This is a genomic window from Rhodanobacter sp. TND4EL1 (assembly GCF_054061035.1).
Genome location: NZ_JBSSDT010000002.1, coordinates 825,439 through 848,068 on the forward strand (window position 1 = coordinate 825,439; position 22,630 = coordinate 848,068).

Sequence of the window (22,630 nt, forward strand, 5' to 3'; positions counted from 1 at the left end):
CGGGGAGAGGGTAGGGGTGAGGGGCCACGCCGACGTGCAGCTTCATCGAAGCAACGCAGTAACCATGCCACTCTCGCGCCAAACCTCATCGAAGCGAACACGCCATCATGAACGCCCAAACCAGCCCACCCACGGTCTTCGACGTCCAGCGCATTCGCGAGGATTTTCCGCTGCTGGCGCGCACGGTGCACGACAAGCCGCTGGTATATTTCGACAACGCGAACACCAGCCAGAAGCCGCTGTCGGTGATCGAGGCGATGAACACCCACTATCGCGAGCACAACGCCAATGTGTCGCGCGCCGTGCACCAGCTCGGCGAGGAAGCCACCGCCGCTTACGAGGGCGCACGCGACAAGCTGGCGGCCTTCATCAACGCGCCATCGCGCGACGAGTTGATCCTCACGTCGGGCACCACCCAAGCCACCAATCTGGTGGCCTACAGCTTCGCCTTGCCGCGACTGCAGGCGGGTGACGCGATCCTCACCACGGTGATGGAACACCACGCGAACATCGTGCCGTGGCAGCTGGTGGCCCAGCGCTGCGGCGCCACCGTGAAGGCTGCGCCGATCAACGAGCGTGGCGAACTGATCGTCGAGAAGTACATCGCGATGCTGACGCCGGAGGTGAAACTGGCCTGCGTCACCCAGGTCTCCAATGTGCTGGGCACGGTCAACCCGGTGCGCGAGATCGCGCGCGAGTGCCGCAAGCGCGGCATCCCGCTGCTGGTTGACGGCTCCCAGGCGGTGCCGCACCGACCGGTCGACGTGCAGGCGCTGGGTTGCGATTTCTATGCACTTACCGGACACAAGATGCTCGGCCCCACCGGTACCGGCGCGCTGTGGGCAAGGCGGGAACACCTGGAGGCGATGCCACCGTTCTTCGGTGGCGGCGAGATGATCCGCGAGGTGCGCTTTGACGGCACCACGTTTGCGGCGCCACCGCACAAGTTCGAGGCCGGCACGCCCAACATCGCCGGCTTCGTGGGCTTGGCGGCGGCGATCGATTACTACCAGTCGGTGGGCTTCGAGGCGATTCACGCGTGGGAACAGCAGTTGCTGCACTACGCCACCGAACGCCTGCGCCAGATCCCCGGCCTGCGCATCATCGGCGAAGCGGCCGAGAAGGAGCCGGTGATCTCGTTCCTGATCGAGGGCACGCAGGCCACCGACCTGGCCACCCTGCTGGATCTGCAAGGGGTCGCGGTGCGTTCGGGACACCATTGCGCGCATCCGCTGATGCAGTTCTTCGGCGTGCCGTCCACCTTGCGTGCCTCGCTGGCCTTCTACAACACGCGGGAGGAGGTGGACGCCTTCATCGTGGCCCTGCTCAAGGTACGCAAGCTGCTGATGTGACCCCGGGCCGGCGCGGGCGAGCATGGCTCTTCCGGCCCGCGCAAGGCATCATGGTCGCCAGCTTCCATCGCGTAACCTGCCCATGTTTGCTTCCTTCCCCTACGTACTGCGCATCCCGCTGGCGATGTTGCTGCTCCTGCTGAATATCCTGGTCCACGTGCTGCCGTTGTTCGCGCTGGCACTGGTCAAGGTGATCGTTCCGCTGGCCGGCGTGCGGAGCTTTCTTTCGCGCGTGCTGGTCGGCATCGCGGAAAGCTGGATCGGCGTCAACAATTTCCTGTTCAAGCTGTTCACCCGCATCCAGTGGCAGGTCGACGGATTGCAAGGCCTGCGCCGCGACGGCAATTATCTGGTGCTGTGCAACCATCAGAGCTGGGTGGACATTCCGGTACTGCAGAAGGTGTTCAACCGGCGCATCCCGTTCCTGCGTTTCTTCCTCAAGCAGGAGCTGATCTGGGTGCCCCTGCTGGGTCCGGCCTGGTGGGCGCTGGATTTTCCCTTCATGAAACGCTACTCGCGGCAAACCCTGTTGCGTCATCCCGAGCTGCAGGGCAAGGATCGCGAGGCGACCCGACGTGCCTGCGAGAAATTCCGCCACATGCCGGTTTCGGTGATGAATTTCGCCGAAGGCACGCGCTTCACCCAGGCCAAGCACGACGGACAGTCCTCGCCGTACCGTTACCTGTTGCGACCGAAGGCCGGTGGCGTGGCCTTCGTGCTGGATGCCATGGGCGAGGCGCTGCATGCGATTGTCGACGTCACCATCGTCTATCCGGAGGGCCCCTGCACGATGATGGACTTGATTGCCGGTCGCGTGCACGACATTCGTGTCCACGTGCGTGAACGTCCGATCGATGCCGGGCTGATCGGCAGCTACGACGACGACGTGGCGTTTCGTGGCCGCGTCAAGGCCTGGATGAATGGATTGTGGAGCGACAAGGACGCGCAGGCGGCAAGCATGCAACGGGTGGCGGAAGCCGCGTCGACGGGAGACTGACATGCGCATTCTGATCGTGGGTGCCGGTGCCACTGGCGGCTATTTCGGCGGACGCCTGTTGCAGCATGGGCGCGACGTGACCTTCCTGGTGCGCGAAAGGCGGGCGCAGCAACTGGCGCAACATGGCCTGATCATCCGCAGTGCCAGCGGCGACGCCGAACTGGCCGCGCCACCGACCCGGCTGGCCAGCGAGTTGCATGAGCCGTTCGACCTGATCGTGGTCAGCTGCAAGGCGTATGCGCTGGAACAGGCGATCATCGACATCGCGCCGGCAGTGGGGCCGCAGACCGCAATCCTGCCGGTGCTCAACGGCATGCGGCAGCTCGATCTGCTGGACCAGGCCTTCGGCTCGCAGCGTGTGCTGGGCGGTCAGTGCGTGATATCCGCCACGCTCGATGCGCAAGGCGTCGTGCAACACCTCAATCAAATGCACAGCCTCACCTTTGGCGAACGTGATGGCAGCAACTCGCCACGGATGCGGGCAATCACCGAAGCCTTCGCCGATGCGGGTTTCGACTCGCGGCCGAGCGATACCGTCGTGCAGGACATGTGGGACAAGTGGATTTTCCTGGCCACGCTGGCCGGCATCACCTGCCTGATGCGCGGCTCGATCGGCGAGATCGTGGCCGCCCCCGGTGGACGGGCGGCGGCGCTGGCCCTGCTGGAGGAGTGTCGGGCGGTGGCGGAAGCTTCCGGCCATGCGCCGGACGAACGCGTGCTGACCCGTGCCCGCGGCATCCTGGGGGAAGCGGGTTCGCAGCTGGCCGCCTCGATGCTGCGCGATCTGCAGCAGGGTTATCTGATCGAGGCCGATCACGTGGTCGGTGACATGCTGGCGCGTGCCGAACAGGGTGGTGGTCAAGCCGCGCTGCTGGCCACCGTTTACGCTCATCTGAAGGTTTACGAAGCCGGGCGGGCACCGGCTTCCCGCCGCTGATCCTTCTTCGTCAGCCGCGCGGCGACATGGCTCGCATGAACGGGCCGCAGAAAAAAGCCGCGGCCCTGCGGCCGCGGCTTGAGTGGCCTCAGACGCAGCGGGTTACCAGATCTTCACCTGCGTCTCGTCATCACGCACCATCGCGTCGCCGCGCTTGCACTGGAACGCCTTGGCAAATTCCGGCATGTTCGACGGCGCCCCGATGGCGCGGAATTTCGCCGGGGCGTGCGGGTCGGTGTTGAGCAGGGTCAGTTGCGCCTCGGGACGGATATTGCCGCGCCACACGCGGGCCCAGTTGAGGAAGAAGCGCTGGTCCTGGGTGTAACCGTCGATTTTGCTGGCGGCCTCGGCCGGATTTTTCGCCAGGGCCATCTGTAGTGCGGTATAGGCCGCATTGAGCCCGCCCAGGTCGCCGATGTTCTCGCCCATGGTGAGCTGGCCATTGACGTGCTTGCCGGGTAGCGCTTCGTAGCCGTCGAACTGTGCGCCGAGTTTTGCCGTGCGTGCTTCAAAGGCGGTGCGGTCGGCGTCCGTCCACCAGTTGACGTTGTTGCCGCTGGCGTCGAACTTGCTGCCCTGGTCGTCGTAGCCGTGACCCATCTCGTGGCCGATCACCGCGCCGATACCGCCGTAATTGATCGCGTCATCCGCGTTGGCATCGAAGAACGGCGGCTGCAGGATCGCTGCCGGGAACACGATCTCGTTCTTCTGCGCGCTGTAGTACGCGTTCACCGTCTGCGGCGTCATGCCCCATTCGTCGCGATCCACCGGCTTGCCGATCTTGGCCACGCGCCAGGCGTAGTTGAACTGCCGCGCCGCCTGCACGTTGGCGTAGAAGTTGTCCGGAGTGAGGGTGAGTCCGGACCAGTCGCGCCATTTGTCCGGGTAGCCGATCTTGGGCACGAAGGTGGCCCATTTCTGCAGCGCCTTCTGCTTGGTCGCGTCGCTCATCCACTCCAGTTGTTCGATGCGCGTGCGGAATGCCGCGCTGAGGTTCTTCACCAGCTCCTCGGCGCGCTGTTTGGAACTGGCCGGGAAGTTGTCAACCACGTACAGCTGGCCCAGCGCCATGCCCATGCTGCCATTGGTGGTTTCCAGCACGCGCTTCCAGCGCGGCTGCATTTCCTTCTGGCCGTTGAGCGTCTGCTGCTCGAAGGCAAAGTCTTCGTGCTGGAACGGGGCCGACAGATACGGCGCCGCATTGGAGATCGCGTGGTAGCGGAAATACGCCTGCCAGCTGCTGGCCGGCACGTCGTCCAGCATCTTCTGCATTTCGGCGAAGAACTTCGGCTGCGACAGCGAGAAGCCCTTGGTGACGTCGGCGCCCTGCGCCTTGAAGAAGGCGGCCCAGTCGAAGCCCGGCGTGACCTTGTCGGCCTCGGCGATGCTGACGAAGTGGTAGCGGTTTTCCGGCTTGCGCATTTCCACGCGCGGCAGCGACGCCGCCGCGAGGCGCGTCTCGAAGCTCAGCACGGCGGCTGCCTGCTTCTTCGCGTCCGCCTTGCCGATGCCGGTCAGTTCCAGCATCCTGGCGATATGCGCCAGGTACGCGGTACGGATCCCGGCGAAGTCCGGCTTGCTGTAATAGTCGGTGGTCGGCAAGCCCAGTCCGCCCTGACCGGCATAGGCAATTTCCTGGTTCGAATCCTTGAAATCCGCGTTGCCGCCAAAGCCGAACAGCACGGGTTGGCCCTGGGCGTAGCTGTCGCGGATGTAGGCGGCCACGTCGAAGCCGCTCTTCACTGCGTCGATGCGCGCCAGCGTCGGCTTGATCGGGTCGAAGCCGGCCTTGTTGATGGCCGCCTCGTCCATGCCGGAGGCGTACAGGTAGCCGATCTTCTGTTCGATCGAGCCGGGCTTCGCGCTGGCCGCTTGGTTGGCGGCATTTTCCACCAGCTTGCGCTGCACCTTCAGGCTGTCCTCGCGCAGCGCGTCGAACGAGCCCCAGCGCGTGCGGTCGTTCGGGATCGGATGGGCGGCCACCCATTTCGCGTTGACGAAGCCGTTGAAGTCGTTGCAGGCGTTGATGCCGGTATCCAGTTCGTGGACGTCGAACACGGTGGAGGGCGCAGCGGTCGCGGCAGTCCCCAGTGTCATGGCGACCGCGAAGGCCAGCGGCTTCAGATAACGATGCATATGGAATCCCCTTTCATGAGCCGCGCCGGGTGGACCCCGACGATGTCGGGTGAGCGGCATGAATCGGCAAACGGTCAAGCTCGCAAATGGGGGCGATGGCGCACAGTGTCGAAGGTCATGTTTGCGTCGCGGCTGCTTCAGGTCATGGTCGACGGCGGGGTTGCGTCTTATCATTCCGCGATGAATACGCAGATCCCCGCCGTTTTCCGCACCGCCGTCACCGCCGACGTCGATGCCATCGTCGCCCTGGTCGAGTCGGCCTATCGTGGCGAGTCCGGCTTGCGGGGCTGGACCACCGAGTCGCACCTTCTCGACGGCCGGCGCACCGACGCCAACGATGTCGCCGAGGTGATCGGCCGACCCGACAGTCGCATCCTGCTGGCCGAACGCGACGGCAGGCTGCTGGCCAGTTGCCATGTGGAACGTCAGGGCGAGTCCGGCTATTTCGGCATGTTTGCCGTCGATCCGGCCGAGCAGGGCGGTGGCCTGGGCAAACAGATGCTGGCCGAGGCCGAACGCATCGCCCGCGACGAGTGGCACTGCCGCGGCATGCGCATGACGGTGATCGTGCAGCGCGAGGAACTGATCGCCTGGTACGGTCGACGCGGCTATCGCCGCACCGGCGAGTTTCAACCCTTCCCTTACGGCGACGAGCGCTTCGGCATCCCGCGCCGCGACGATTTGCGTTTCGAAGTGTTGCTCAAGGCATTCGGCGAGGTGGCGGCGTGAACGGCTGGGTGAAAGTGGGCACGCGCAGCGAATTTCTGCCGGGCGAATACAAGGTGGTGTGGGATGGCGACACGCCGATCGCGGTGTACAACATCGATGGCGCGCTGTACGCGGTGGAGGACACCTGCACCCACGACGGCGGTGACCTCGCCGGCGGCGAGGTGTTCGGCTTCGAAGTCGAGTGTCCACGACACGGTGCGCGGTTCGACGTGCGTACCGGCGTGGTGACCAAACCGCCGGCCTACGAGCCGATCGCGAGCTTCCCGGTGCGCGAGGAAGACGGCGCCATCTGGACTCGCGACGACCGCTGATATCCTGCGATGCCGGGGTTTGCCGGTAACGATGGGGCAGGGGGAGCCATGAACAACCGTTGGCGGGCGGTGTGGGTATTCGTCGTGTTGTGGTTGCTGTACCAGTCGGCCGAAGGCGTGGGCGGGCGCTGGTTGCACAGCCGTCCGGTGCAGGCTGGCCTGATGCTTTCATGCGTGGCCCTGGCATGGCCGCTGTCGCGCTGGCTCGGCTATCGCGGTTACGGCGCGTACGCGCTGACCCGGCGCCACGGCTGGCAGACCTGGTTGCCGGCCGGTCTGCTGCTGGCGGTGCTGGCGAAGTTCGCTGCGGTATGGCTTGGGCTGACCTGGGGTGTATACGCACCCGACATGCAGGCAACTTCCGGGGGCCTGGCCAGCCTGCTGCCCGGGCTGCCATTGCTGCTGATTTCCACTTTCGTGGCGTCCCTGGCCGAGGACATCCTCACGCGCGGCTTCTGGTATCGGGCCGCCGACATCCGCTGGCGCGGCGGGGTGGTGTTCGTGCTGGCTTCCAGCGCGATCTATGTACTCAACCATGTCTATCGTCTTGCCGACGGGCCGCTTGAGTGGCTCACCTTGTTCTGTTTTGGCCTGGCCTATGCCGCCGCACTGTCGCGCAGTGGCAGCCTGTGGGCGGCGCTGGGCCTGCATTGGGGCTGGAACCTGGGCAACGGACTGGTGGACGCGTTGCTGCCGGCGACGGTTGTCGATGCGCGGGCGGCTCCCTTTCTCTCGATCGGCGCGCACCTGCTGATGCTGCTTCTGATCCTGGCTTTGCCGAAGTCGCGACCCTTCGCGGTCGGCGCGCAATCGCGGACGCGGTGAAGCCAGGTGCACATCATCCTGGTGGAAGAAAGCGTGCAAGCGCGAGGTTGCGATCGAGGCCCCATCACGCCGGACCGACCGCAAATGGTCGTCAGCGATGGTAGATGAAGGCGAGCGACTCGTTCCATTGGGAGCGGGAGCCGAAACCTGTCACCAGCGGGCTGTTGCCGGCAGCACCAAGCAGCTGTCCGTAAGCCACGGCGAGCGCGAAGCCGGTATGTTTGCTGGTGGGCATGAACAAATCGTATTCCAGTGAAGCAAGCTGGCTGCCGGCGCCCGGACGCCACGGCCGGACTTGCAGCGTGTCTGCCTGGGCCGGGCTGATGCCGAAGAAGCGATTCATCGCTGCGCCGTTCATCGCCTGCCAGCTCAACTGCAGCGAATGTTGCAGCAGTCCGGTCGGCGGCAGATCCCACTCGGCATAGAGCTTGAGGTATGCGCCGGCGCCAGCGGTGTCGTGGCTCAGGTCGACGCCGGCGTCGATCTGCCGGGCAAGCTGCCATTCCAGATAACCGCCCAGGGTCAGTCGTGGCGACAGCGGGGCGATCTTGTGGCGCAGGACGCCGAGATCGGCGCTCTCGCGGCCCCACTGGTAGTCACCGTAGATGCCGCCGTGCAGCACGTGCCCGCCGATCAGGTCGAGCTGCAGTCCATCCTGGGTCGACAGGCTCAGGTGGCCGGGAATCTCGATGTCGATGAAGGGGATCAGTTGGGACCGCGAGGTCCTTGCGCCGGTCCAGTCTGGCAGATGGGCGACGCCGACGCCGCCGGCGAAGGTCGGCTCGCTGACAGTACTGCCGATGCATGCTGAAGCCCAGGACAGGCAGATCAGCATGCCGGCAACCGCCAACGGGCGAGGGCTTGGCATCGGGAGCCGGAGCATTCGGGACATGTATCTTTGGGGCACGGGACGCAAGTCTAGTGGCTGGCGTATCGAAGCGGCACGCTGCGATCGCCTGGCGCTCAGCATCCGTTGTGGCGCGCCTGCCGATGACCGTGAAGCACGCGATTCGGCAATCGCGGGATGTCCATGCGGCCAGCCCCTAAGCGTTTTGCAAGCCAGTTGCGTGATAGTAATGGCCCGGTTCCGGCGTTCGCTGGCTGGAGTTCAACCGCGTCGTGACACGAAGGAGGTCAGGTGCACATCATCCTGGTGGAAGACGATCCGCAGCTGGGCGCAGCGATCCAGCGCGCACTGGAACGTCTTGCCTATACGGTCAGCTGGCTGCGCAACGGCCGCGAGGCGCTGATCGCGTTGCGTGACGAGACGGCCGACCTGGTGCTGCTGGATCTGGGCCTGCCCGGCATGGACGGGCTCGAGGTGCTGGTCGAAGCTCGGCGGGCGCACGTGAGCACGCCGATCATCGTGATGACTGCGCGCGACGGCTTGCAGGCGCGCGTGCACGGGCTGGATGCTGGCGCGGATGACTACCTGATCAAGCCGTTCCACCTGGACGAGCTGTGCGCCAGGATCCGCTCGTTGAGCCGACGGGCGCAGGGTCTGGCAGTGAACCGGATCGAGGTCGGCGCGCTGGCGCTCGATCTGGGCACCTCGCAGGTGACCTTTCGCGGCGAGCCGATCGAGCTGACCCGGCGTGAATTCGCGCTGTTGCAGATCCTGATGGAGCGTGCCGGCAAGCTGGTACGCCGGGAAAGCTTGGTCAACTCGCTGTATGGTCTGGACAACGTGGTCGGCGACAACGCGCTGGAGGTACTGGTGCATACGCTGCGCAAGAAGCTCGGTTACGACGCGGTGCGCACGGTGCGCGGGTTCGGTTACATGATTCCGCGGGAGGTCGAGTGATCCGCTCAAGCCTGCGCGGCCGGCTGCGCTGGCTGATCATCCTGGTGATGATCGCGGTGCTGCTGCCGCTGGCAGTGCTCAGCTTCCGGCGCACCATGCAGGAGGTCAACGAACTGTCTGACGGCAGGCTGGCGCAGTCGGCCCGCACGCTGCAGGTCATCATCGGAGAGGAGGGGGCCGAGGCGCTGCGCGGCGAGGATCAGGGCGACAAGCTGGTGCCGATCGAAGTCCCGGAAGCGCCGGCCGTGCAGAGGCGCCGGTATTCATTTGAGTCCGAAGTCGGCTTCCAGGTGTTCGACGCCTCCGGCCGGCTGATCATGGCCACCACCAATCTTTCCGCATTGCCACCTCCTCGCCCCGGCGACGCGAATTTTCGCGACATCGACGCCAGCGGCTATCGCTGGCGGCTGTTCACTCTCCGCGATGATGTCGATGGCGTGGTGATCCGTACCGGCGAACGCTACGACAGCCGTCACGACATTCTGCGTGCACTGTGGTTCGACCATGCCTTGTCGCTGCTGATCGGCTTGCCGCTGCTGGGGTTGCTGGTGGGCTGGGCCGTCAAGCGCGGACTGCGTCCGCTGGAGTCGCTGACCGGCGCGCTGGGCTCGCGCCCTCTGGGCAGTCGCGAGCCGATTGAGCTGGAACATGCGCCGCTTGAATTGCGTCCCGTACTGGATGCGCTGAACGGACAACTGCAACGTCTCGCCGATGCACTGGAGCGCGAGCACCGTTTCAGTGCGGATGTCGCGCATGAGTTGCGTACCCCGCTGGCCTCGATCATGTTGAACATCGAAAGCGCCACTGCGACCAGCGATCCGGTGGAAGCGACCACGAGCCTGGCCGGTGCGCGACACAACGTGGCGGCGCTGGCGCGACGGGTCGAACAGCTGCTGGCACTGGCCCGGCTGGAATCCGGCACGGCCATGGAGCAGTGTCGGTCGATTGATCTGGTCGGCGTGGCCGTCGACGTGATCGAGGAACTGACCCCGGTGATCGCCGAGTGCGGCGCGGAGCTGGGCTTCACCCACGACAACCCCGCGGTGTGGGTGCGTGGCCACGAGGCGGCACTGGCGACCTTGCTGCGCAACCTTGTCGAGAACGCCATGCGTCATGTGCCGGCGGGCGGCCAGGTACAGCTGTCGCTGGGACAGGACGCGCAATTCACCATCATCGATGTGGCCGACGACGGACCGGGCATTCCGCCGGAACGGCGCGCGGCGGTATTCGCCCGTTTCCATCGTGAGGCCACCGGGCGCGGCGAAGGCTACGGCCTGGGCCTGTCGATCGTGCAACGGGCGGCCGAGTTGCACGGCGCCAGCATCGAATTGCTCGACTCGCCGTTCGGTCGCGGGCTGCGGGTGAAGGTGAGCATTCCGCGCACCAGCTGACAGGGCTCCGGGCGAGCGTTCCCGGTCGCCACCGAAGGGCTCAGGGAAGCTAAGCGCGATCAAAGTTTGCCGTGCCAAGGTGAGTTTCCCACCCATGAAAGGAAGGCATGCTCATGCGCAAATTTCTCATCTCCACCCTGTCGCTTTCACTGCTGCTCGCTGGAAGTGCCATGGCAACCGAGCCCGCGCAAGCGGCCAATCTGAGTGCCCAGGCCAAGATCTCCATGACGCAGGCGCGGCAGATCGCGCTCAAGACCTGGCCAGGCAAGGTGGTCAAGCAGGAGCTGGAGCAGGAGTCGGGTGGCAGCGGTCTGCGCTATTCGTTCGATATCCAGTCAGCCAAGGCCACGCATGAAGTCGGCGTGGATGCGAAAACCGGCAAGGTGCTGGAGAACTCGGTAGAAGGCGCGGACAACGATTGAGCGCGATGCACCAGGCGGCCCGGTCGAGGCAAGTGACCGGGCCGCCGCCGCGTTTCGCCCAGCCGCCCATGAAGCCCCGACTGAAAACCCTTTATCACCGCGCTTTCGACGCCGGCATCGTGTTGAAGGGGCTGGATGGCCTGCTTGAGGTGATCGCGGGAATCACGTTGTTGCTGACCACCCAGCCCGCCCTGATGGGGGCCGTGCATTGGCTCACGCGGCGGGAGTTGATCGAGGATCCGGCTGATCCCGTCGCCAACTTCCTGCGGCATGTGGTGCAGGGGTTGCCGGTTGGCAGCCGCCATTTTGCCGGCGCGTATCTGCTCGGTCATGGCATCGTCAAACTGGGCCTGGTGACCGGGTTGTTGCGCGGTGCACGATGGTCCTACCCGGCCGCCATCGGGATCCTGATCGCCTTCATCGGCTATCAGGGTTATCGCTGGATGCAGCAGCCTTCACTCTTGCTGGCCGCTCTCACCGTGTTTGATGTCTTCATCGTTTTGCTGATTGCCGTCGAATGGCGGTCCCGCCGTGCCGTGGCATGAGCTGCCGCCTTCGCTTCCCGCCTGTCGATTAACCTGATTCTCACGGCTCGATAAGCGTATTGAAAGCGAGACGCGTCATGCTGGTGCCATGAACCTCTTTGCCACCATTCGAGCTCTCGTTGCCGCGCCGTCACTGGCTGCGGACTCCCGGAAGGCTGCCATTTCGTGGGATGCGCGGGGGCGTGGATGGGCGGCATCGGTCCTGCGCCGAAGATTCCGCCGGGTCGGCAACGCCTTGTGCGAACCCGGCGGACTGCCCGGCGTCGGCATTCATCGGGTGCTGGTGTGCCGACCAAATCACCGGCTTGGCAATAGCGTGTTGATCAGTCCGCTGATTGCGGAAATCGAGACGCTTTACCCGGGCGCCGAGATCGACATTCTGGGCAGCTACGCCACGGAATGCCTGTATGCCGACCGCTTCAGCGTGCGCAACGTGTTCGTGTTGCCCGGGAAGATCGCCCGTCATTTGTGGCAGTCGGCGGGGGTACTGCGTGCCCTGCGGCGCTGCCGCTATGACCTGGCCATCGATGCCTGCAACGGCTCCCAGTCCGGACGCATCGTGCTGGCGCTGGCACACGCAAAATACAAACTGGGATTTCCCGATCCGAAGTTGAATCCTGTATCGGCGTGGCATGCCCTGGCGTGGCCCGCTCATCTGGCGCAACGCAGCGTGTTCCTGCTGCGTCAGGCGCGAGCGGGTTCGAGCGCGCGGGACTATCCGCCACTCAACCTTGATCTGACGCCCGAGGAAAGACATGCGGCGGCCCAGGCCATGGCTCGACTCTGCAGCGGTTCGTGTGAACCAGGCGCGCCCACAGTGGCGATTTTCCCCAATGCGACCGGCGCCAAGTGCTACGGCGAAGACTGGTGGCGAAGCTTCGTGGATACCTTCCAGTCGCTGTGTCCGCAGGTGCTGCTGATCGATTTGCTGGCGGCGCATGGTCGCTCGCAACTGGGCTCAAGGTTGACCCCGTACTATTCGCAGAACCTGCGCCGGCTGGCCGCCATGACGGCCTGCATGGATGGCGTCATCAGCGCCGACTGCGGCGTGATGCATCTGGCCGCCGCCAGCGGAACCCCCACACTGGGATTGTTCTCAGTCACCGATCCGGCCAAGTACGCGCCCTACGGCGGCGCCAATGCGGCGCTGGACACGCGCGGCATGGATGCCGTGGGGGCGGCGACCGCCGCCGCGCAATGGTGTCGCAGCATGTTGTCGGTGCGCGCGAATGCCGCGAGGGTTTCGGCCCTGCTCGATCCGGTGGCCTAGATGCAGCTTGCCATGGCATGACCCACCTCACGCAGGGCGTGGGATGGGTCATGCATTGTCTGCGTTCCATCGGGTCAGTCAGTCCCGGCTGTTGGTCGCGACGATCAGTGCCGCCCCACCGTCAGGATGCTGAAGCTGTCTGGCTCAATGGCATGTCGACCATTCGGCTGCAGGGTGGTGCCGAAGCGCGCGGCGGAGAGATAAAGCCGATGCAGCTTCGGATCCAGAGCCAGCGTGCGCGCGCTGACCTGGCTGGGGATCGTGGCGCTGACGTGGTAGTGATCCGCATCATCCTGGTGCACGGCGGTGATCGTGCCGCTTTCGCCGTTGGAGCTGTAGATCGTCGACGTGGTGGCATCGAACACCACCGCGTCGGGACCTTCACCGATCGGCACGCTGGCGACCTGATGACCGTCGAGCGCATCGGTGACGGCCATCACCTTGTTGTCGCACACCGAAAACAGACGGTGATGGCGGGTATCGATGGCCAGCCCGCTGGGTGATTCGCACGGCGCCAGCGGCCACACATGCAACACCGTGTTGCTGGCGGTATCGATCTCGACCAGCTCGGACTTGTCCTCGATGTTGTTGTAGATGTGACCGGCGCCGTCGGACACCGCGAACTCCGGCTTGCCGGGCAGGACGATCGTGGCGATCACCGCGCCCTTGGCCGGGTCGATCACGCTGGCCGAGTGGCCCTTGCCGTTGAAGGTCAGCACATGATGCGAGGGCTGGTCATAGACGATGGCGTCCGGCTTCTCGCCGGTGCCGCTGATGGTCGCCACGGTCTTGAATGTGGCGAGGTCAAACTCGGTCACCGAGGCGTTCTTGCCATTGCTGGTGAAGCCGCGCTGCAAGTCATCGGCGATCGCGATGCCGTGCACGCCGGGCGTATTGGCAATCGTGCCGACCTGCTTGTGCTGATCGACATCGATCACCAGCACGCGATCGCCGCGGCTGACGAACAGGTGTCGATGTGGTGCGTCGAAGCTGAGGTAGTCCCAGCCGCCCGGGCCGCCCAGCGGCAGGGTCGACAGCAGCCGCGGTGCAGGAGTGGCAGGCGATGCCGCGTTGGCGGCAACCGGAACGGTCAGCAGCAACAGCGAGGCGGGCAGGAGGGAACGAAGCAGTCTTTGCATGGCAGTCACCTTGGAGGAGGGCTAAGGGGAATCAGCCTGCGAGAGCAGGCCCGTTTGAATCCGGGTTCGAGGACGGCTTGTCGCGACGACGCAGCAAGGCATACAGCACCGGCATCACCAGCAGCACCAGCGGCAACTGCAGCAACATGCCGGAAATGATCGCCACCGCCAGCGGCTGCTGCATCTGCGAGCCCTGGCCGAGCGCCAGCGCCAGCGGCAGCAGGGTCAGGATCGCGGCGAGGGTGGACATCAGGATCGGGCGGGTGCGGTGCTTGCCGGCTTCGTGCAGGGCACCGTGCAGGGCACCGTGCAGGGCGATGTTCTCCTCGGCATCCTTGAGTTCGGAGAAATAGAAGATCGCCACCTCGGTGACGATGCCGACGATCATCGTCATGCCCATCATCGAGGAAATGTTCAACTCGATGCCGGTCAGCCACAGCCCGGCGAACACGCCGGGCAAGGCCAGCAGCGGCATCGCCAGGATCGCCAGCGCCACGCGGAAGCTTTCGTACAGGAACAGCAGCAGGGTGAACACCAGCGCGATCGCCGCCAGCATCACGATGGTCAAACCGCGGAAGGCCTGTTGTTGCTGTTGATAGACGCCGCCGAGCTGGTAGAACAATCCCTTTGGCAGCAGCCCGGGTTGTGCCAGTACTTTTTTCACGTCGCCAATCACCGCGCCGAGGCTGCGTCCGCTGATGCGTCCGGTCACCGCCACCATGCGCTTGAGATTGTCGCGGGTGATTTCCGGTTGCCCTTGCACTTGCTGCAGCGTGGCCACTTGCGACAGCGGAAACAGATGGCCGTCCGCGGCGCGGATCGGCAGCGCCGAAACCTGGTCGAGCCGCTGGTGCGCGCCGTCCGGCAAACGCACCCGCACGCCGACCACCTTGCCGTCGACCGGCAATTGCGCGGCGACGGTGCCGTCGATCGCCGCGGCGACCTGATCGGTGACCGCAGTCGGATCAAGCCCCTGCAAGGCGGCCTTGGCCGGGTCGACCTGCACGGTCAGCGCATCGCCCGCCGGGTTGATGCCGTCCAGCACGCCGACCACGCCGTTGATCTTGCCGATCGCGGCGGCGACCTTGCCGGCAGTGGCATCGAGCTGGTCAGGGTTGTCGCTGTAGAGTTGCACCTCGATCGGTTGCGGCACTGCCACCAGGTCGCCGATCAGGTCTTCCATCAATTGCGCCAGATCGATGTCCAGCCCCGGCACCTGCTTTTCCACGGCGGTGCGCACCTGGGTCATCACGTCCTCGGTCGAGGGCCGCGAGCCGCTTTTCAGACGCACGAAGAAGTCGCCCTGGTTCGCCTCGGTGAGACCGCCTCCCAGTTGCAGGCCGGTGCGCCGCGAATAGGTGTCGACGTAGGGATTGGCGCGGATGATCGTCTCGACCTGGTTGAGCAGGCGATTGGTTTCCTCCAGCGAGGTGCCGGGTTTGGACAGGTAGTCGAGGATGAAGCCGCCTTCGTCCATCTTCGGCATGAAGCCGGTGTTCACCCGGGTAAACGCAAAGCCGCCCAGCAGCAGCAGCGGCACGATCAGCAGCAGCATCAGCAGTGGCCGTTTCAGCCAGCGGTCCAGCACGCGGTGATAGCCGTCCATCATCCGCGTGGTGAAACGCGACGGCGGGTGCTCCGCCAGGTGACGCTGGTCCAGGAAGCGCTCGGCCAGCAACGGCACGGCCACCCAGGTCAGCAGCCAGGAAATGATCAGCGCGCTGGCCATGGTCAGCGACAGCGCCTTGAAGAAGGCGCCGGTGACGCCGGACAGGAACGCCAGCGGCAGGAAGATCACCACGGTGGCGGCGCTGGAACCGGTCAGTGGCCGGGTGAACTCCCACGCGGCGCCCGCGATGCGCTCATGCACGTGGCCTTCGTCCTGGTGGAGCCGACGCATGATGTGTTCCAGCATCACGATCACGTCGTCGATGATCAGTCCGACCGCGGCCGCCATGCCGCCCAGCGTCATCATGTTGAAACTCATGCCGAGCACGCGCAGCAGCAGCACGGTGATCGCCAGCACGGCCGGCACCACGATCAGCGCGATCAGGATCACCCGCGTATTGCGCAGGAACACGAACAGCACCAGGCCGGCCAGCACGATGCCGATCAGGATCGCGTCGCGCACGCTGCTGGCCGCGCCGGTGACCAGTTGGGTCTGGTCGTACCAGTTGGCCACTGTCACCCCCGCCGGCATCTGCGGCGCGAAGTCGGCCAGGCGCTGCTTCACCTCGGCGGCGATCTGCACGCTGTTGCCCGCCGGCTGCTGGTAGACCTGCAGCAGCACCGCGTCCTGTCCGTCGGCATTGACCCGGATCCACTGCGGCACATGGCTCAGGCTGACGCGAGCCACGTCGGCCAGTCGCACGATGCCGTTCGGGCCCGCGCGCAACACGATGTTGCGCAGCGTATCGACCGTCTTCGGCTGGTTGTCGGCCAGCAGCAGGTACAGCTTGTAGTGATCGGAGACCCGGCCCATCGCCTGGATCGTGGCCGCATGGCTGACCGCGGCCGACACTTCGGCCAGACTCAGGTCCAGCGCACGCAGCTTGCCTGGATCGACGTCCGCATGGAACTCGGCCACTTCGCCGCCCTGCACGTCGACGTGGGCGACGCCGTTGATGCCGCTGAGCAGCGGACGCAACTGGTATTCCGCCAGATCATGCAGCGCCGTCGGCGACAACGTGTGCGAACGCAGGCTGTAGGCCAGGATCGGAAACGTGGTGGGGTCCATGCGCCGGGTCGCCACCTGGGTGCCCGCCGGCAATTGCGGCAGCACCTGGCTCGCCGCGCCATTGACCTCCTGCAACGCGGCGGCCATGTCGGCGCCCCAGTCGAAGGTGATCGCGATATCCGCGCTGCCACGGCTGGTGGTGGAGCGCACGTCGCGCACCCCGCGCACCCGGCGCACCGCTTCCTCGACCGGCGTGGTCACCTCGATCGCCATCTGGTCGGCCGGGCGATCGCCCGCATCCAGGGTCAGCTGCACGCGCGGAAAGGCCACGTTCGGAAACAGTGCCACCGGCATCAGGAAGGCGCTGGCGATGCCGCCGAGCGCCAGCATCAGGGCGAGAAACAACAGCGAGCGCCGATGCAGTTGCATCCATGCAGTGAGGCTCACTTGGCCGACTCCCGCACCGCATCGCCATCGTTGAGTTCATACACGCCCAGCACGACGACCCTGGCCTTCGCGTCCAGCGGTCCGTCCACGCCCACCGGGTCGCCTTGCGCGCTGCGCAGGGTCACCGTGACCCGCTTGGCATGGCCGTGCTCGACCTGGAACAGATAGTCGCCGTGCTCGTCATGCAACACGGCACCGCGCGGTACCGCCCATGCGGTGAAGTCCGCGGCGTGGATCCGCGCATCCAGCGGCGCGCCCGCGATCAGGCTGGCGCTGGCGGTGGCCGGCAGCTCGACCTGGGCATTGAGCAGGTGGGTCTGCGGATCGATCGACTGGCCAACCATGCGCAGCGTGCCGACAAAGGTTTCGCGTGAGCCATACACCGGCTGCAACTGCACCGACATGCCCGGACGCAGCCGCGCGCCATCGTCCGGCTGCACGCCGAGCAGGGCGAGCAGGGCCTGGGTAGGCGTGAAACTGAGCAAGGGCGCGTTCGCTGCCACCCGTTCGCCCAGGCCGACCTGCAAACTGGTGACCACCCCATCGGCCGGCGCATCGACGGTTTCGCTGGCCGCACCACCACCCAGCGCCCGTTGCGCTTCCAGCGCCGACTGCGCGTCGGTCAATGCCTTGCGCGCGGTGGCCAGTTGCGACTGCGTGGCCAGCCGCTGCGACGCCAATTGTTCGGTGCGCTTGAGCTCACCCGTGGCCAGGGTCAAGGCGGCTTGGGCCTGTTGATACGCGCTGCGCGCCGCCGCATCCGGAGCGATGGTCAGCAGTGGCTGGCCGCGCTTCACGGTCTGTCCTGCCGCCACCTGCAGCGCGGTGACCTGGCCGCCGTGGGCGAGACTGATCGAGCGTGCATGTTGCGGATCGCCCGCTGCGCTGCCCCAGGCTTCGATGCTGTCGTGGAAAGTCTGTTGTGTCGGCGTGGCGGTGGTCACCACGACTTCGCCTGCCGCGGCGGCGTCACCTTCATTCGGTGCGGCCTTGCTGCAGCCGAGCAACAGGCCGCACAGCAGGGTCATGCATGGCAGGGCCATGCGCGGCAGGGAAAGAATGGCGGGACGATTCATGGTGTGGATGCTTGCGTGGAGGCGGAATGGGGAGCGGCCAGGTCGGTGTTGCCTAGCAGCGCTTCCAGCGCGATCGACTGTTTGGCGCGCTCCAGTTGCACGCTGCGCAGGTCGAGATCGGCGGCCAATGCATTGCTGCGTATCGCCAGATACGTGGGCCAGTCCAGCATGCCGGCCTGCCAGGCAAGCTCGGCGGAAGCACGCGCCTGATCCAGCTGCCGCGCATGCGCGCTGAGCGTGGCGAGTTGAACCTCCAGCGTGGCCAGGTCGCGGCTGATCCGCTGCATGTCACTGCGGGTGCTCAGCACCCGTGCCGCATAGTCGTCATGCAACTGCTGGCGGGTGGCCCGCTCGATCGCGATATTGCCGCGGTTGCGAACGAACAACGGCAGGGTGATGCCGATACTGAGTCCATTGGTGTAGACCGCACTGGTGTCGCGTGCGGTGTTGAAGCCGATGTTCAGTGCGGGGAACTGGGCTAGGATCGCGCTGCGCACCTTGGCCTGCTGCGACTGGTAGCCAGCCTGCAGGGCCAGCAGGTCCGGCCGCCGCCGCGGCAGGTCGTCAAGCGCGGCCTGCACTTGCGCCGGCGTGGGCTGGCTGAAATAAGGCGGGCCGACCAGATCGAGCGTGGCCGTCGGTGCCAGTCCCAGCAACTGGTGCAGATCGCTTTGCGCCTGATGCAGCGCGATCGTGGTATCGGCCAGCCGTTTGTGCACATCGGCTTCGGCATTGAGGCCGGCGCTGGCGCTGTCATAGGTGAGGTTGCCCGCTTGCAGCGCGCTGCGGATGTAGCCGCTGACTGTGGCAAGCGCCGTCTGCTCGTGCTCGAGTCGCGCTTGCTGCGCGCGCAGATTCACCACCTGGTCGAACAGCAACCGCGCCTGCGCCACGGTCTGCCACTCGGCCCACAACAGGTCGAGATTGACCTGGCTGGCCTGGCTGCGCGCCGTCGCCAGGCGCGAGGAACGGGTCAGCAAGGCCGTGATGTCTTCGCTCAGGCCCAGGCTGTAGGCCGTGCTGAGGCCGGCGCCGGCCTGGCGTGGAAAATCCGCCGACAACGCCAACTGCGGATCGGGCAGCAGGCCGGCGGCAAATGCCTGCGCCCGCGCGATGCCCAGCTCGTCGCGCTTGACGCGCAACGGTGGGCTGTTGGCCACGGCGAGCATCGCCACCTCGGTGACGTCCAGACCATCGGCAGGATCGAACCGGTGCGTCGCCAGGGCGGGCAGCGGCATGGCCGAGGTCGGTGCGGTGAGTTGCGTCACGCTGGCGGCGCCGGCACCGCTGTCCAGCGGCAAATCGGCATAGGTGGCGCAGCCGGACAGGCTCGCCAGCATGGCGAACATCAGACCGATACGGCGGCCATCGCGGCGCGATGCTCGATCCGGCATGCCTGGCGCAGAGCGACGGCGCAGGCACAAGATGGGCTGGTCAGTCGGGACGTGCTTGTCTTCGGTCATTTGAAATGATGGATGAAGCCGACCTGGAAACCGCCCGGCAGCCAGCCAATGATCAGGGGAGAGTGTCGATGCGAGGCCCACAGGCCCACCCCGGTGCCGATCGCCGCACCGACCAGGACATCACTTTGCCAGTGACCCCGGGTCTTCACCCTGGCAATGGCGTCGTAGACCGGCAGCAGGGCCAGCGCGTACACCGCCGGGTGGTCCTGGCCGTAATTGACCATGAACGGAGTCACCGCCGCCGAGATCGCCGCCACTTCGCCACTGGGGAAGCTTTGCGCATGAGTGCCGGCGAAGAAGCGATTGGGATCGCTGGTCTGCGAGGGACGTTCGCGCTGGAAGGCGTACTTGAGTCCGGTTGTGCCAAGGCTCGTCACCGCGAGCGCGTCCACGGAGCGCCAGAAGGTGTCGCCCAGCTTGTCCTGGTCACCGAATACCAGCGCGCCGCCGACGACCGTGGTGATCGTGCCGTAGATCAGCACCTTCTGATTGGAGCGCTTCCAGATACCGGTGTTGTCGTAGTGGATGCGATGGTCGATACCCAGCGGGCCGCCGGACGCGAGGGCGCTGCCTGAACCAAGCAGGGCAAGGCAGAACAGCAACGATGAGACGGCGCGCATGATTTTCTCCCGGGTAGCCGGTACTAGCCTGGCTTGCCCGTCGAAGCTACGCGCACCAGCTTTCGGTTTGCTTAGACGCTGGCCGGTGGGGCCGCACGCGGACCCGGGCCACAGGAAAGGAGCTGGAAAGGCAGCCTTTCTAAGCTGGGCACCATTGCTGCTGATGTGAGTGTCGTGATGCCCGTGTCTGGCTGGACCATCCTGTGTGATTTCGACGGCACCATTTCCGTCGAGGACGTGATCGACTCGCTGCTCGATCGCTTTGGCCGTCCCGGTTGGGAAGTGCTGGAGCAGGACTGGCGCGCCGGTCGCATCGGTTCGCGCGAATGCATGGCCGGCCAGGTCGATCTGCTGCAAATGACCCGCGCCGAACTTGACGCGCATCTGGGCGAGCTGTGGATCGATCATGCGTTTCCGGGCTTCGTGGCCAAGGCGCGCGAGCTGAACGTGCCGATCCGGGTGGTCAGCGACGGGCTGGACTACGCAATCCACCAGATTCTCGGCCGCTATGGGCTGGACGATTTGCCGCTGGCGGCGAACCACCTGGCGCCGGCCGAGCCACCAAAGCAGTGGCAGCTGACCTCGCCGTTTCAGGCCGAGGGTTGCCGCAGCGGCACGTGCAAGTGCGCCTGCGTGGCGCAGGCCCGCACCACCGGCGCGAAGACCTTGCTGATCGGCGATGGTGCCTCGGACTTCTGCGCGGCCGACCGCGTTGACTTCGTGTTCGCGAAACACCGCCTGATCGAGCATTGCCGTGCCACCGGCATCGACTACGTGCCGATCACCGGCTTCGAGGATGCGCTGGAGCTTCTGCCCAAGTTGCTCGACGGCAGCCTGCTCAGCCACGGCCACCACGCGCCCGCGTTGGCCTGATCACGCTTCACCTCGCTTTTTGATCTTCCCCTTTCCGCCTTATCCCGGACGATTCCCCATGAAAATCGACAAGACCGCCGCCGGTTTCATCGACGACGCGCAACTGCTCGCCGACGAAGCCAAGTACAGCTCCTTCGGTGACACCGTGCATTACGTGGATCCGCCGAAGATCTTTCGCCATGGCGAAGGCAGCTACATGTTCGACACCGCCGGCACGCCGTTCCTCGACTTGCAGATGTGGTACTCGGCAGTCAACTTCGGTTACGGCAACCAGCGCCTCAACAATGTGTTGAAAGAGCAGATCGACCGCCTGCCGCAAGTCGCCAGCCAATATCTGCATCAAACCCGCATCGAGCTGGCCAAGACGGTGGCGCTGGATGCGAAGAAGAAATTCGGCCTGGATGGCCGTGTGCATTTCAACGTGGGTGGCGCGCAGGCGATCGAGGATTCGCTGAAGATCGTGCGCAACGCCAGCAACGGCAAGAGCCTGATGTTCGCCTTCGAGGGCGGCTACCACGGCCGCACGCTGGGCGCCTCGTCGATCACCTCGAGCTACCGCTATCGCCGCCGCTTCGGCCACTTCGGCGAGCGCGCGATGTTCCTGCCGTTCCCGTATCCGTTCCGCCGCCCGAAGGGCATGACCGCCGAGGAATACTCCGACAGCTGCGTGAACCAGTTCGCGCGTCTGTTCGAGACCGAATACAACGGCGTGTGGGATCCCAAGACCAACCAGTGCGAATACGCCGCGTTCTACGTCGAGCCGATCCAGGGCACCGGCGGTTACGTGATCCCGCCGGCGGGCTTCTTCCAGGGCCTGAAGAAAGTGCTCGACAAGTACGGCATCCTGATGGTGTCCGACGAAATCCAGATGGGTTTCTGGCGCACCGGCAAGCTGTGGTCGATCGAGAACTTCGGCGTGACGCCGGACATCGTGGTGTTCGGCAAGGCACTGACCAATGGCTTGAATCCGCTGTCCGGCCTGTGGGCACGCGAAGAGCTGATCAATCCGACGGTGTTCCCGCCGGGCTCGACCCATTCCACCTTCAACTCCAACCCGCTGGGCACCGCGCTGGGTCTGGAAGTGATCAAGATGGGTTACGAGCTGGACTACGAGACCACGGTGCCGAAGAAGGGCGCGCATTTCCTCGAAGGCCTGCGCGACTTGCAGAAGAAGCACAAGGAAATCGGCGACGTCGACGGCCTCGGCCTCGCCCTGCGCGCGGAGATCTGCACCGACGACGGCTTCACGCCGAACAAGGCGCTGCTCGACAAGATGGTCGACATCGGCCTGGCCGGCGACCTGGAGCACAACGGCAAGAAGATCGGCCTCGTGCTCGACGTGGGCGGCTGGTACAAGAACGTGATCACCTTCGCGCCGTCGCTCGACATCACCCATGAAGAAATCGACCTGGCGATCAGCTTGCTCGACCAGTTGCTGACCAAGGCCAAGAAGGGCTGATGTCGGTCACGCGCAGCTCTTGCGCAAAGGGAACCCGGCGATCGCTCGCCGGGTTCTTTTGTGTGTCACCGCGGGAAACGCTTTCAGAGTGCACGCTTGAGCACACAGGGTGGGCAGGGGACGCCGACTGTGGCAGCACGTCACCGCACAGAGCGGC

The 22,630-nt window shown here is 65.4% G+C and carries 20 protein-coding genes; 13 read left to right on the forward strand and 7 right to left on the reverse strand.

The window, feature by feature from the left end; genetic code table 11:
* Positions 1-107: 107 nt before the first annotated feature.
* From ACVWWQ_RS10280 to panE, 3 genes are all read left to right on the forward strand, one after another.
* Positions 108-1,352 carry a cysteine desulfurase gene (locus tag ACVWWQ_RS10280; protein WP_099653693.1) on the forward strand — a complete coding sequence of 415 codons (1,245 nt, stop codon included), beginning with the start codon at positions 108-110 and terminating at the stop codon, positions 1,350-1,352.
* An 82-nt stretch (positions 1,353-1,434) separates the two neighbouring features.
* Complete coding sequence (locus ACVWWQ_RS10285; RefSeq protein WP_099653692.1) at positions 1,435-2,349, forward strand: acyltransferase; 915 nt, start codon at positions 1,435-1,437, stop codon at positions 2,347-2,349.
* A gap of 1 nt (position 2,350) precedes the next feature.
* Complete coding sequence (panE, locus tag ACVWWQ_RS10290; protein WP_133947621.1) at positions 2,351-3,286, forward strand: 2-dehydropantoate 2-reductase; 936 nt, start codon at positions 2,351-2,353, stop codon at positions 3,284-3,286.
* A 102-nt stretch (positions 3,287-3,388) separates the two neighbouring features.
* Here the strand turns inward: panE and ACVWWQ_RS10295 are convergent, their stop codons facing one another.
* Positions 3,389-5,422, reverse strand: a complete 2,034-nt coding sequence (locus tag ACVWWQ_RS10295; RefSeq protein WP_133947619.1) for a M13-type metalloendopeptidase — start codon at positions 5,420-5,422, stop codon at positions 3,389-3,391.
* Between the two features lie 180 nt (positions 5,423-5,602).
* Here ACVWWQ_RS10295 and ACVWWQ_RS10300 point away from each other — a divergent pair, with 180 nt between their 5' ends.
* Genes ACVWWQ_RS10300 through ACVWWQ_RS10310 form a run of 3 tightly spaced genes read left to right on the forward strand, consistent with a single transcriptional unit; the run spans position 5,603 to position 7,287 of the window.
* On the forward strand, positions 5,603-6,151 hold the full coding sequence (locus ACVWWQ_RS10300) for a GNAT family N-acetyltransferase (RefSeq protein ID WP_133947617.1): 549 nt from the start codon (positions 5,603-5,605) through the stop codon (positions 6,149-6,151).
* Entirely contained in the window at positions 6,148-6,462 is a 315-nt protein-coding gene (locus ACVWWQ_RS10305; protein WP_133947615.1) for a non-heme iron oxygenase ferredoxin subunit, read from the forward strand. The genes ACVWWQ_RS10300 and ACVWWQ_RS10305 overlap by 4 nt, the downstream gene beginning before the upstream one ends.
* A gap of 48 nt (positions 6,463-6,510) precedes the next feature.
* Entirely contained in the window at positions 6,511-7,287 is a 777-nt protein-coding gene (locus tag ACVWWQ_RS10310) for a type II CAAX endopeptidase family protein (protein ID WP_133947613.1), read from the forward strand.
* A gap of 91 nt (positions 7,288-7,378) precedes the next feature.
* Here the strand turns inward: ACVWWQ_RS10310 and ACVWWQ_RS10315 are convergent, their stop codons facing one another.
* On the reverse strand, positions 7,379-8,122 hold the full coding sequence (locus ACVWWQ_RS10315) for a MipA/OmpV family protein (RefSeq protein WP_457383381.1): 744 nt from the start codon (positions 8,120-8,122) through the stop codon (positions 7,379-7,381).
* 303 nt (positions 8,123-8,425) lie between these two features.
* Here ACVWWQ_RS10315 and ACVWWQ_RS10320 point away from each other — a divergent pair, with 303 nt between their 5' ends.
* The 5 genes from ACVWWQ_RS10320 to ACVWWQ_RS10340 all read left to right on the forward strand — a co-directional run bounded on the left by ACVWWQ_RS10320 (position 8,426) and on the right by ACVWWQ_RS10340 (position 12,719).
* Complete coding sequence (locus ACVWWQ_RS10320; RefSeq protein ID WP_133947609.1) at positions 8,426-9,091, forward strand: response regulator; 666 nt, start codon at positions 8,426-8,428, stop codon at positions 9,089-9,091.
* Entirely contained in the window at positions 9,088-10,482 is a 1,395-nt protein-coding gene (locus ACVWWQ_RS10325; RefSeq protein ID WP_457383382.1) for an ATP-binding protein, read from the forward strand. Before ACVWWQ_RS10320 ends, ACVWWQ_RS10325 begins: the two co-directional genes overlap by 4 nt.
* 113 nt (positions 10,483-10,595) lie before the next feature.
* Complete coding sequence (locus tag ACVWWQ_RS10330; protein ID WP_099653855.1) at positions 10,596-10,904, forward strand: PepSY domain-containing protein; 309 nt, start codon at positions 10,596-10,598, stop codon at positions 10,902-10,904.
* Between the two features lie 68 nt (positions 10,905-10,972).
* Positions 10,973-11,449 carry a DUF2127 domain-containing protein gene (locus ACVWWQ_RS10335; protein ID WP_166669697.1) on the forward strand — a complete coding sequence of 159 codons (477 nt, stop codon included), beginning with the start codon at positions 10,973-10,975 and terminating at the stop codon, positions 11,447-11,449.
* 316 nt (positions 11,450-11,765) lie between these two features.
* Positions 11,766-12,719 carry a glycosyltransferase family 9 protein gene (locus ACVWWQ_RS10340; protein WP_457383383.1) on the forward strand — a complete coding sequence of 318 codons (954 nt, stop codon included), beginning with the start codon at positions 11,766-11,768 and terminating at the stop codon, positions 12,717-12,719.
* 104 nt (positions 12,720-12,823) lie between these two features.
* On the opposite strand, the gene ACVWWQ_RS10345 is transcribed toward ACVWWQ_RS10340, so the two are convergent.
* From ACVWWQ_RS10345 to ACVWWQ_RS10365, 5 genes are all read right to left on the reverse strand, one after another.
* Positions 12,824-13,858, reverse strand: a complete 1,035-nt coding sequence (locus tag ACVWWQ_RS10345) for a YncE family protein (protein WP_133947605.1) — start codon at positions 13,856-13,858, stop codon at positions 12,824-12,826.
* Between the two features lie 31 nt (positions 13,859-13,889).
* Positions 13,890-16,982 carry an efflux RND transporter permease subunit gene (locus tag ACVWWQ_RS10350; RefSeq protein WP_133947603.1) on the reverse strand — a complete coding sequence of 1,031 codons (3,093 nt, stop codon included), beginning with the start codon at positions 16,980-16,982 and terminating at the stop codon, positions 13,890-13,892.
* Positions 16,979-18,058 carry an efflux RND transporter periplasmic adaptor subunit gene (locus ACVWWQ_RS10355; RefSeq protein WP_133947601.1) on the reverse strand — a complete coding sequence of 360 codons (1,080 nt, stop codon included), beginning with the start codon at positions 18,056-18,058 and terminating at the stop codon, positions 16,979-16,981. Before ACVWWQ_RS10355 ends, ACVWWQ_RS10350 begins: the two co-directional genes overlap by 4 nt.
* Positions 18,055-19,407: a TolC family protein gene (locus ACVWWQ_RS10360; protein WP_457383384.1), complete on the reverse strand. Its 1,353-nt coding sequence runs from the start codon at positions 19,405-19,407 to the stop codon at positions 18,055-18,057. Before ACVWWQ_RS10360 ends, ACVWWQ_RS10355 begins: the two co-directional genes overlap by 4 nt.
* Positions 19,408-19,517: 110 nt before the next feature.
* Positions 19,518-20,141, reverse strand: coding sequence for a phosphatase PAP2 family protein (locus ACVWWQ_RS10365; protein ID WP_133947599.1), 624 nt, complete (start codon positions 20,139-20,141; stop codon positions 19,518-19,520).
* Between the two features lie 177 nt (positions 20,142-20,318).
* On the opposite strand from ACVWWQ_RS10365, the gene ACVWWQ_RS10370 reads away from it, so the two are divergent.
* Entirely contained in the window at positions 20,319-21,014 is a 696-nt protein-coding gene (locus tag ACVWWQ_RS10370) for an MtnX-like HAD-IB family phosphatase (RefSeq protein WP_099653679.1), read from the forward strand.
* Between the two features lie 58 nt (positions 21,015-21,072).
* Positions 21,073-22,473 (forward strand): aminotransferase class III-fold pyridoxal phosphate-dependent enzyme, encoded by a 1,401-nt coding sequence (locus tag ACVWWQ_RS10375; protein WP_133947597.1) that lies wholly within the window; start codon positions 21,073-21,075, stop codon positions 22,471-22,473.
* Positions 22,474-22,630 lie beyond the last annotated feature (157 nt).

Excerpts from the sequence above, each read along its gene's own strand:
- ACVWWQ_RS10280 (WP_099653693.1), top strand. The coding sequence starts at position 108 with ATGAACGCCCAAACCAGCCCACCCACGGTCTTCGACGTCCAGCGCATT.
- ACVWWQ_RS10285 (WP_099653692.1), top strand. The coding sequence starts at position 1,435 with ATGTTTGCTTCCTTCCCCTACGTACTGCGCATCCCGCTGGCGATGTTG.
- panE (WP_133947621.1), top strand. The coding sequence starts at position 2,351 with ATGCGCATTCTGATCGTGGGTGCCGGTGCCACTGGCGGCTATTTCGGC.
- ACVWWQ_RS10295 (WP_133947619.1), bottom strand. The coding sequence starts at position 5,422 with ATGCATCGTTATCTGAAGCCGCTGGCCTTCGCGGTCGCCATGACACTG.
- ACVWWQ_RS10300 (WP_133947617.1), top strand. The coding sequence starts at position 5,603 with ATGAATACGCAGATCCCCGCCGTTTTCCGCACCGCCGTCACCGCCGAC.
- ACVWWQ_RS10310 (WP_133947613.1), top strand. The coding sequence starts at position 6,511 with ATGAACAACCGTTGGCGGGCGGTGTGGGTATTCGTCGTGTTGTGGTTG.
- ACVWWQ_RS10315 (WP_457383381.1), bottom strand. The coding sequence starts at position 8,122 with ATGCTGATCTGCCTGTCCTGGGCTTCAGCATGCATCGGCAGTACTGTC.
- ACVWWQ_RS10330 (WP_099653855.1), top strand. The coding sequence starts at position 10,596 with ATGCGCAAATTTCTCATCTCCACCCTGTCGCTTTCACTGCTGCTCGCT.
- ACVWWQ_RS10335 (WP_166669697.1), top strand. The coding sequence starts at position 10,973 with ATGAAGCCCCGACTGAAAACCCTTTATCACCGCGCTTTCGACGCCGGC.
- ACVWWQ_RS10345 (WP_133947605.1), bottom strand. The coding sequence starts at position 13,858 with ATGCAAAGACTGCTTCGTTCCCTCCTGCCCGCCTCGCTGTTGCTGCTG.
- ACVWWQ_RS10355 (WP_133947601.1), bottom strand. The coding sequence starts at position 18,058 with ATGAATCGTCCCGCCATTCTTTCCCTGCCGCGCATGGCCCTGCCATGC.
- ACVWWQ_RS10360 (WP_457383384.1), bottom strand. The coding sequence starts at position 19,407 with ATGTTCGCCATGCTGGCGAGCCTGTCCGGCTGCGCCACCTATGCCGAT.
- ACVWWQ_RS10365 (WP_133947599.1), bottom strand. The coding sequence starts at position 20,141 with ATGCGCGCCGTCTCATCGTTGCTGTTCTGCCTTGCCCTGCTTGGTTCA.
- ACVWWQ_RS10370 (WP_099653679.1), top strand. The coding sequence starts at position 20,319 with ATGCCCGTGTCTGGCTGGACCATCCTGTGTGATTTCGACGGCACCATT.
- ACVWWQ_RS10375 (WP_133947597.1), top strand. The coding sequence starts at position 21,073 with ATGAAAATCGACAAGACCGCCGCCGGTTTCATCGACGACGCGCAACTG.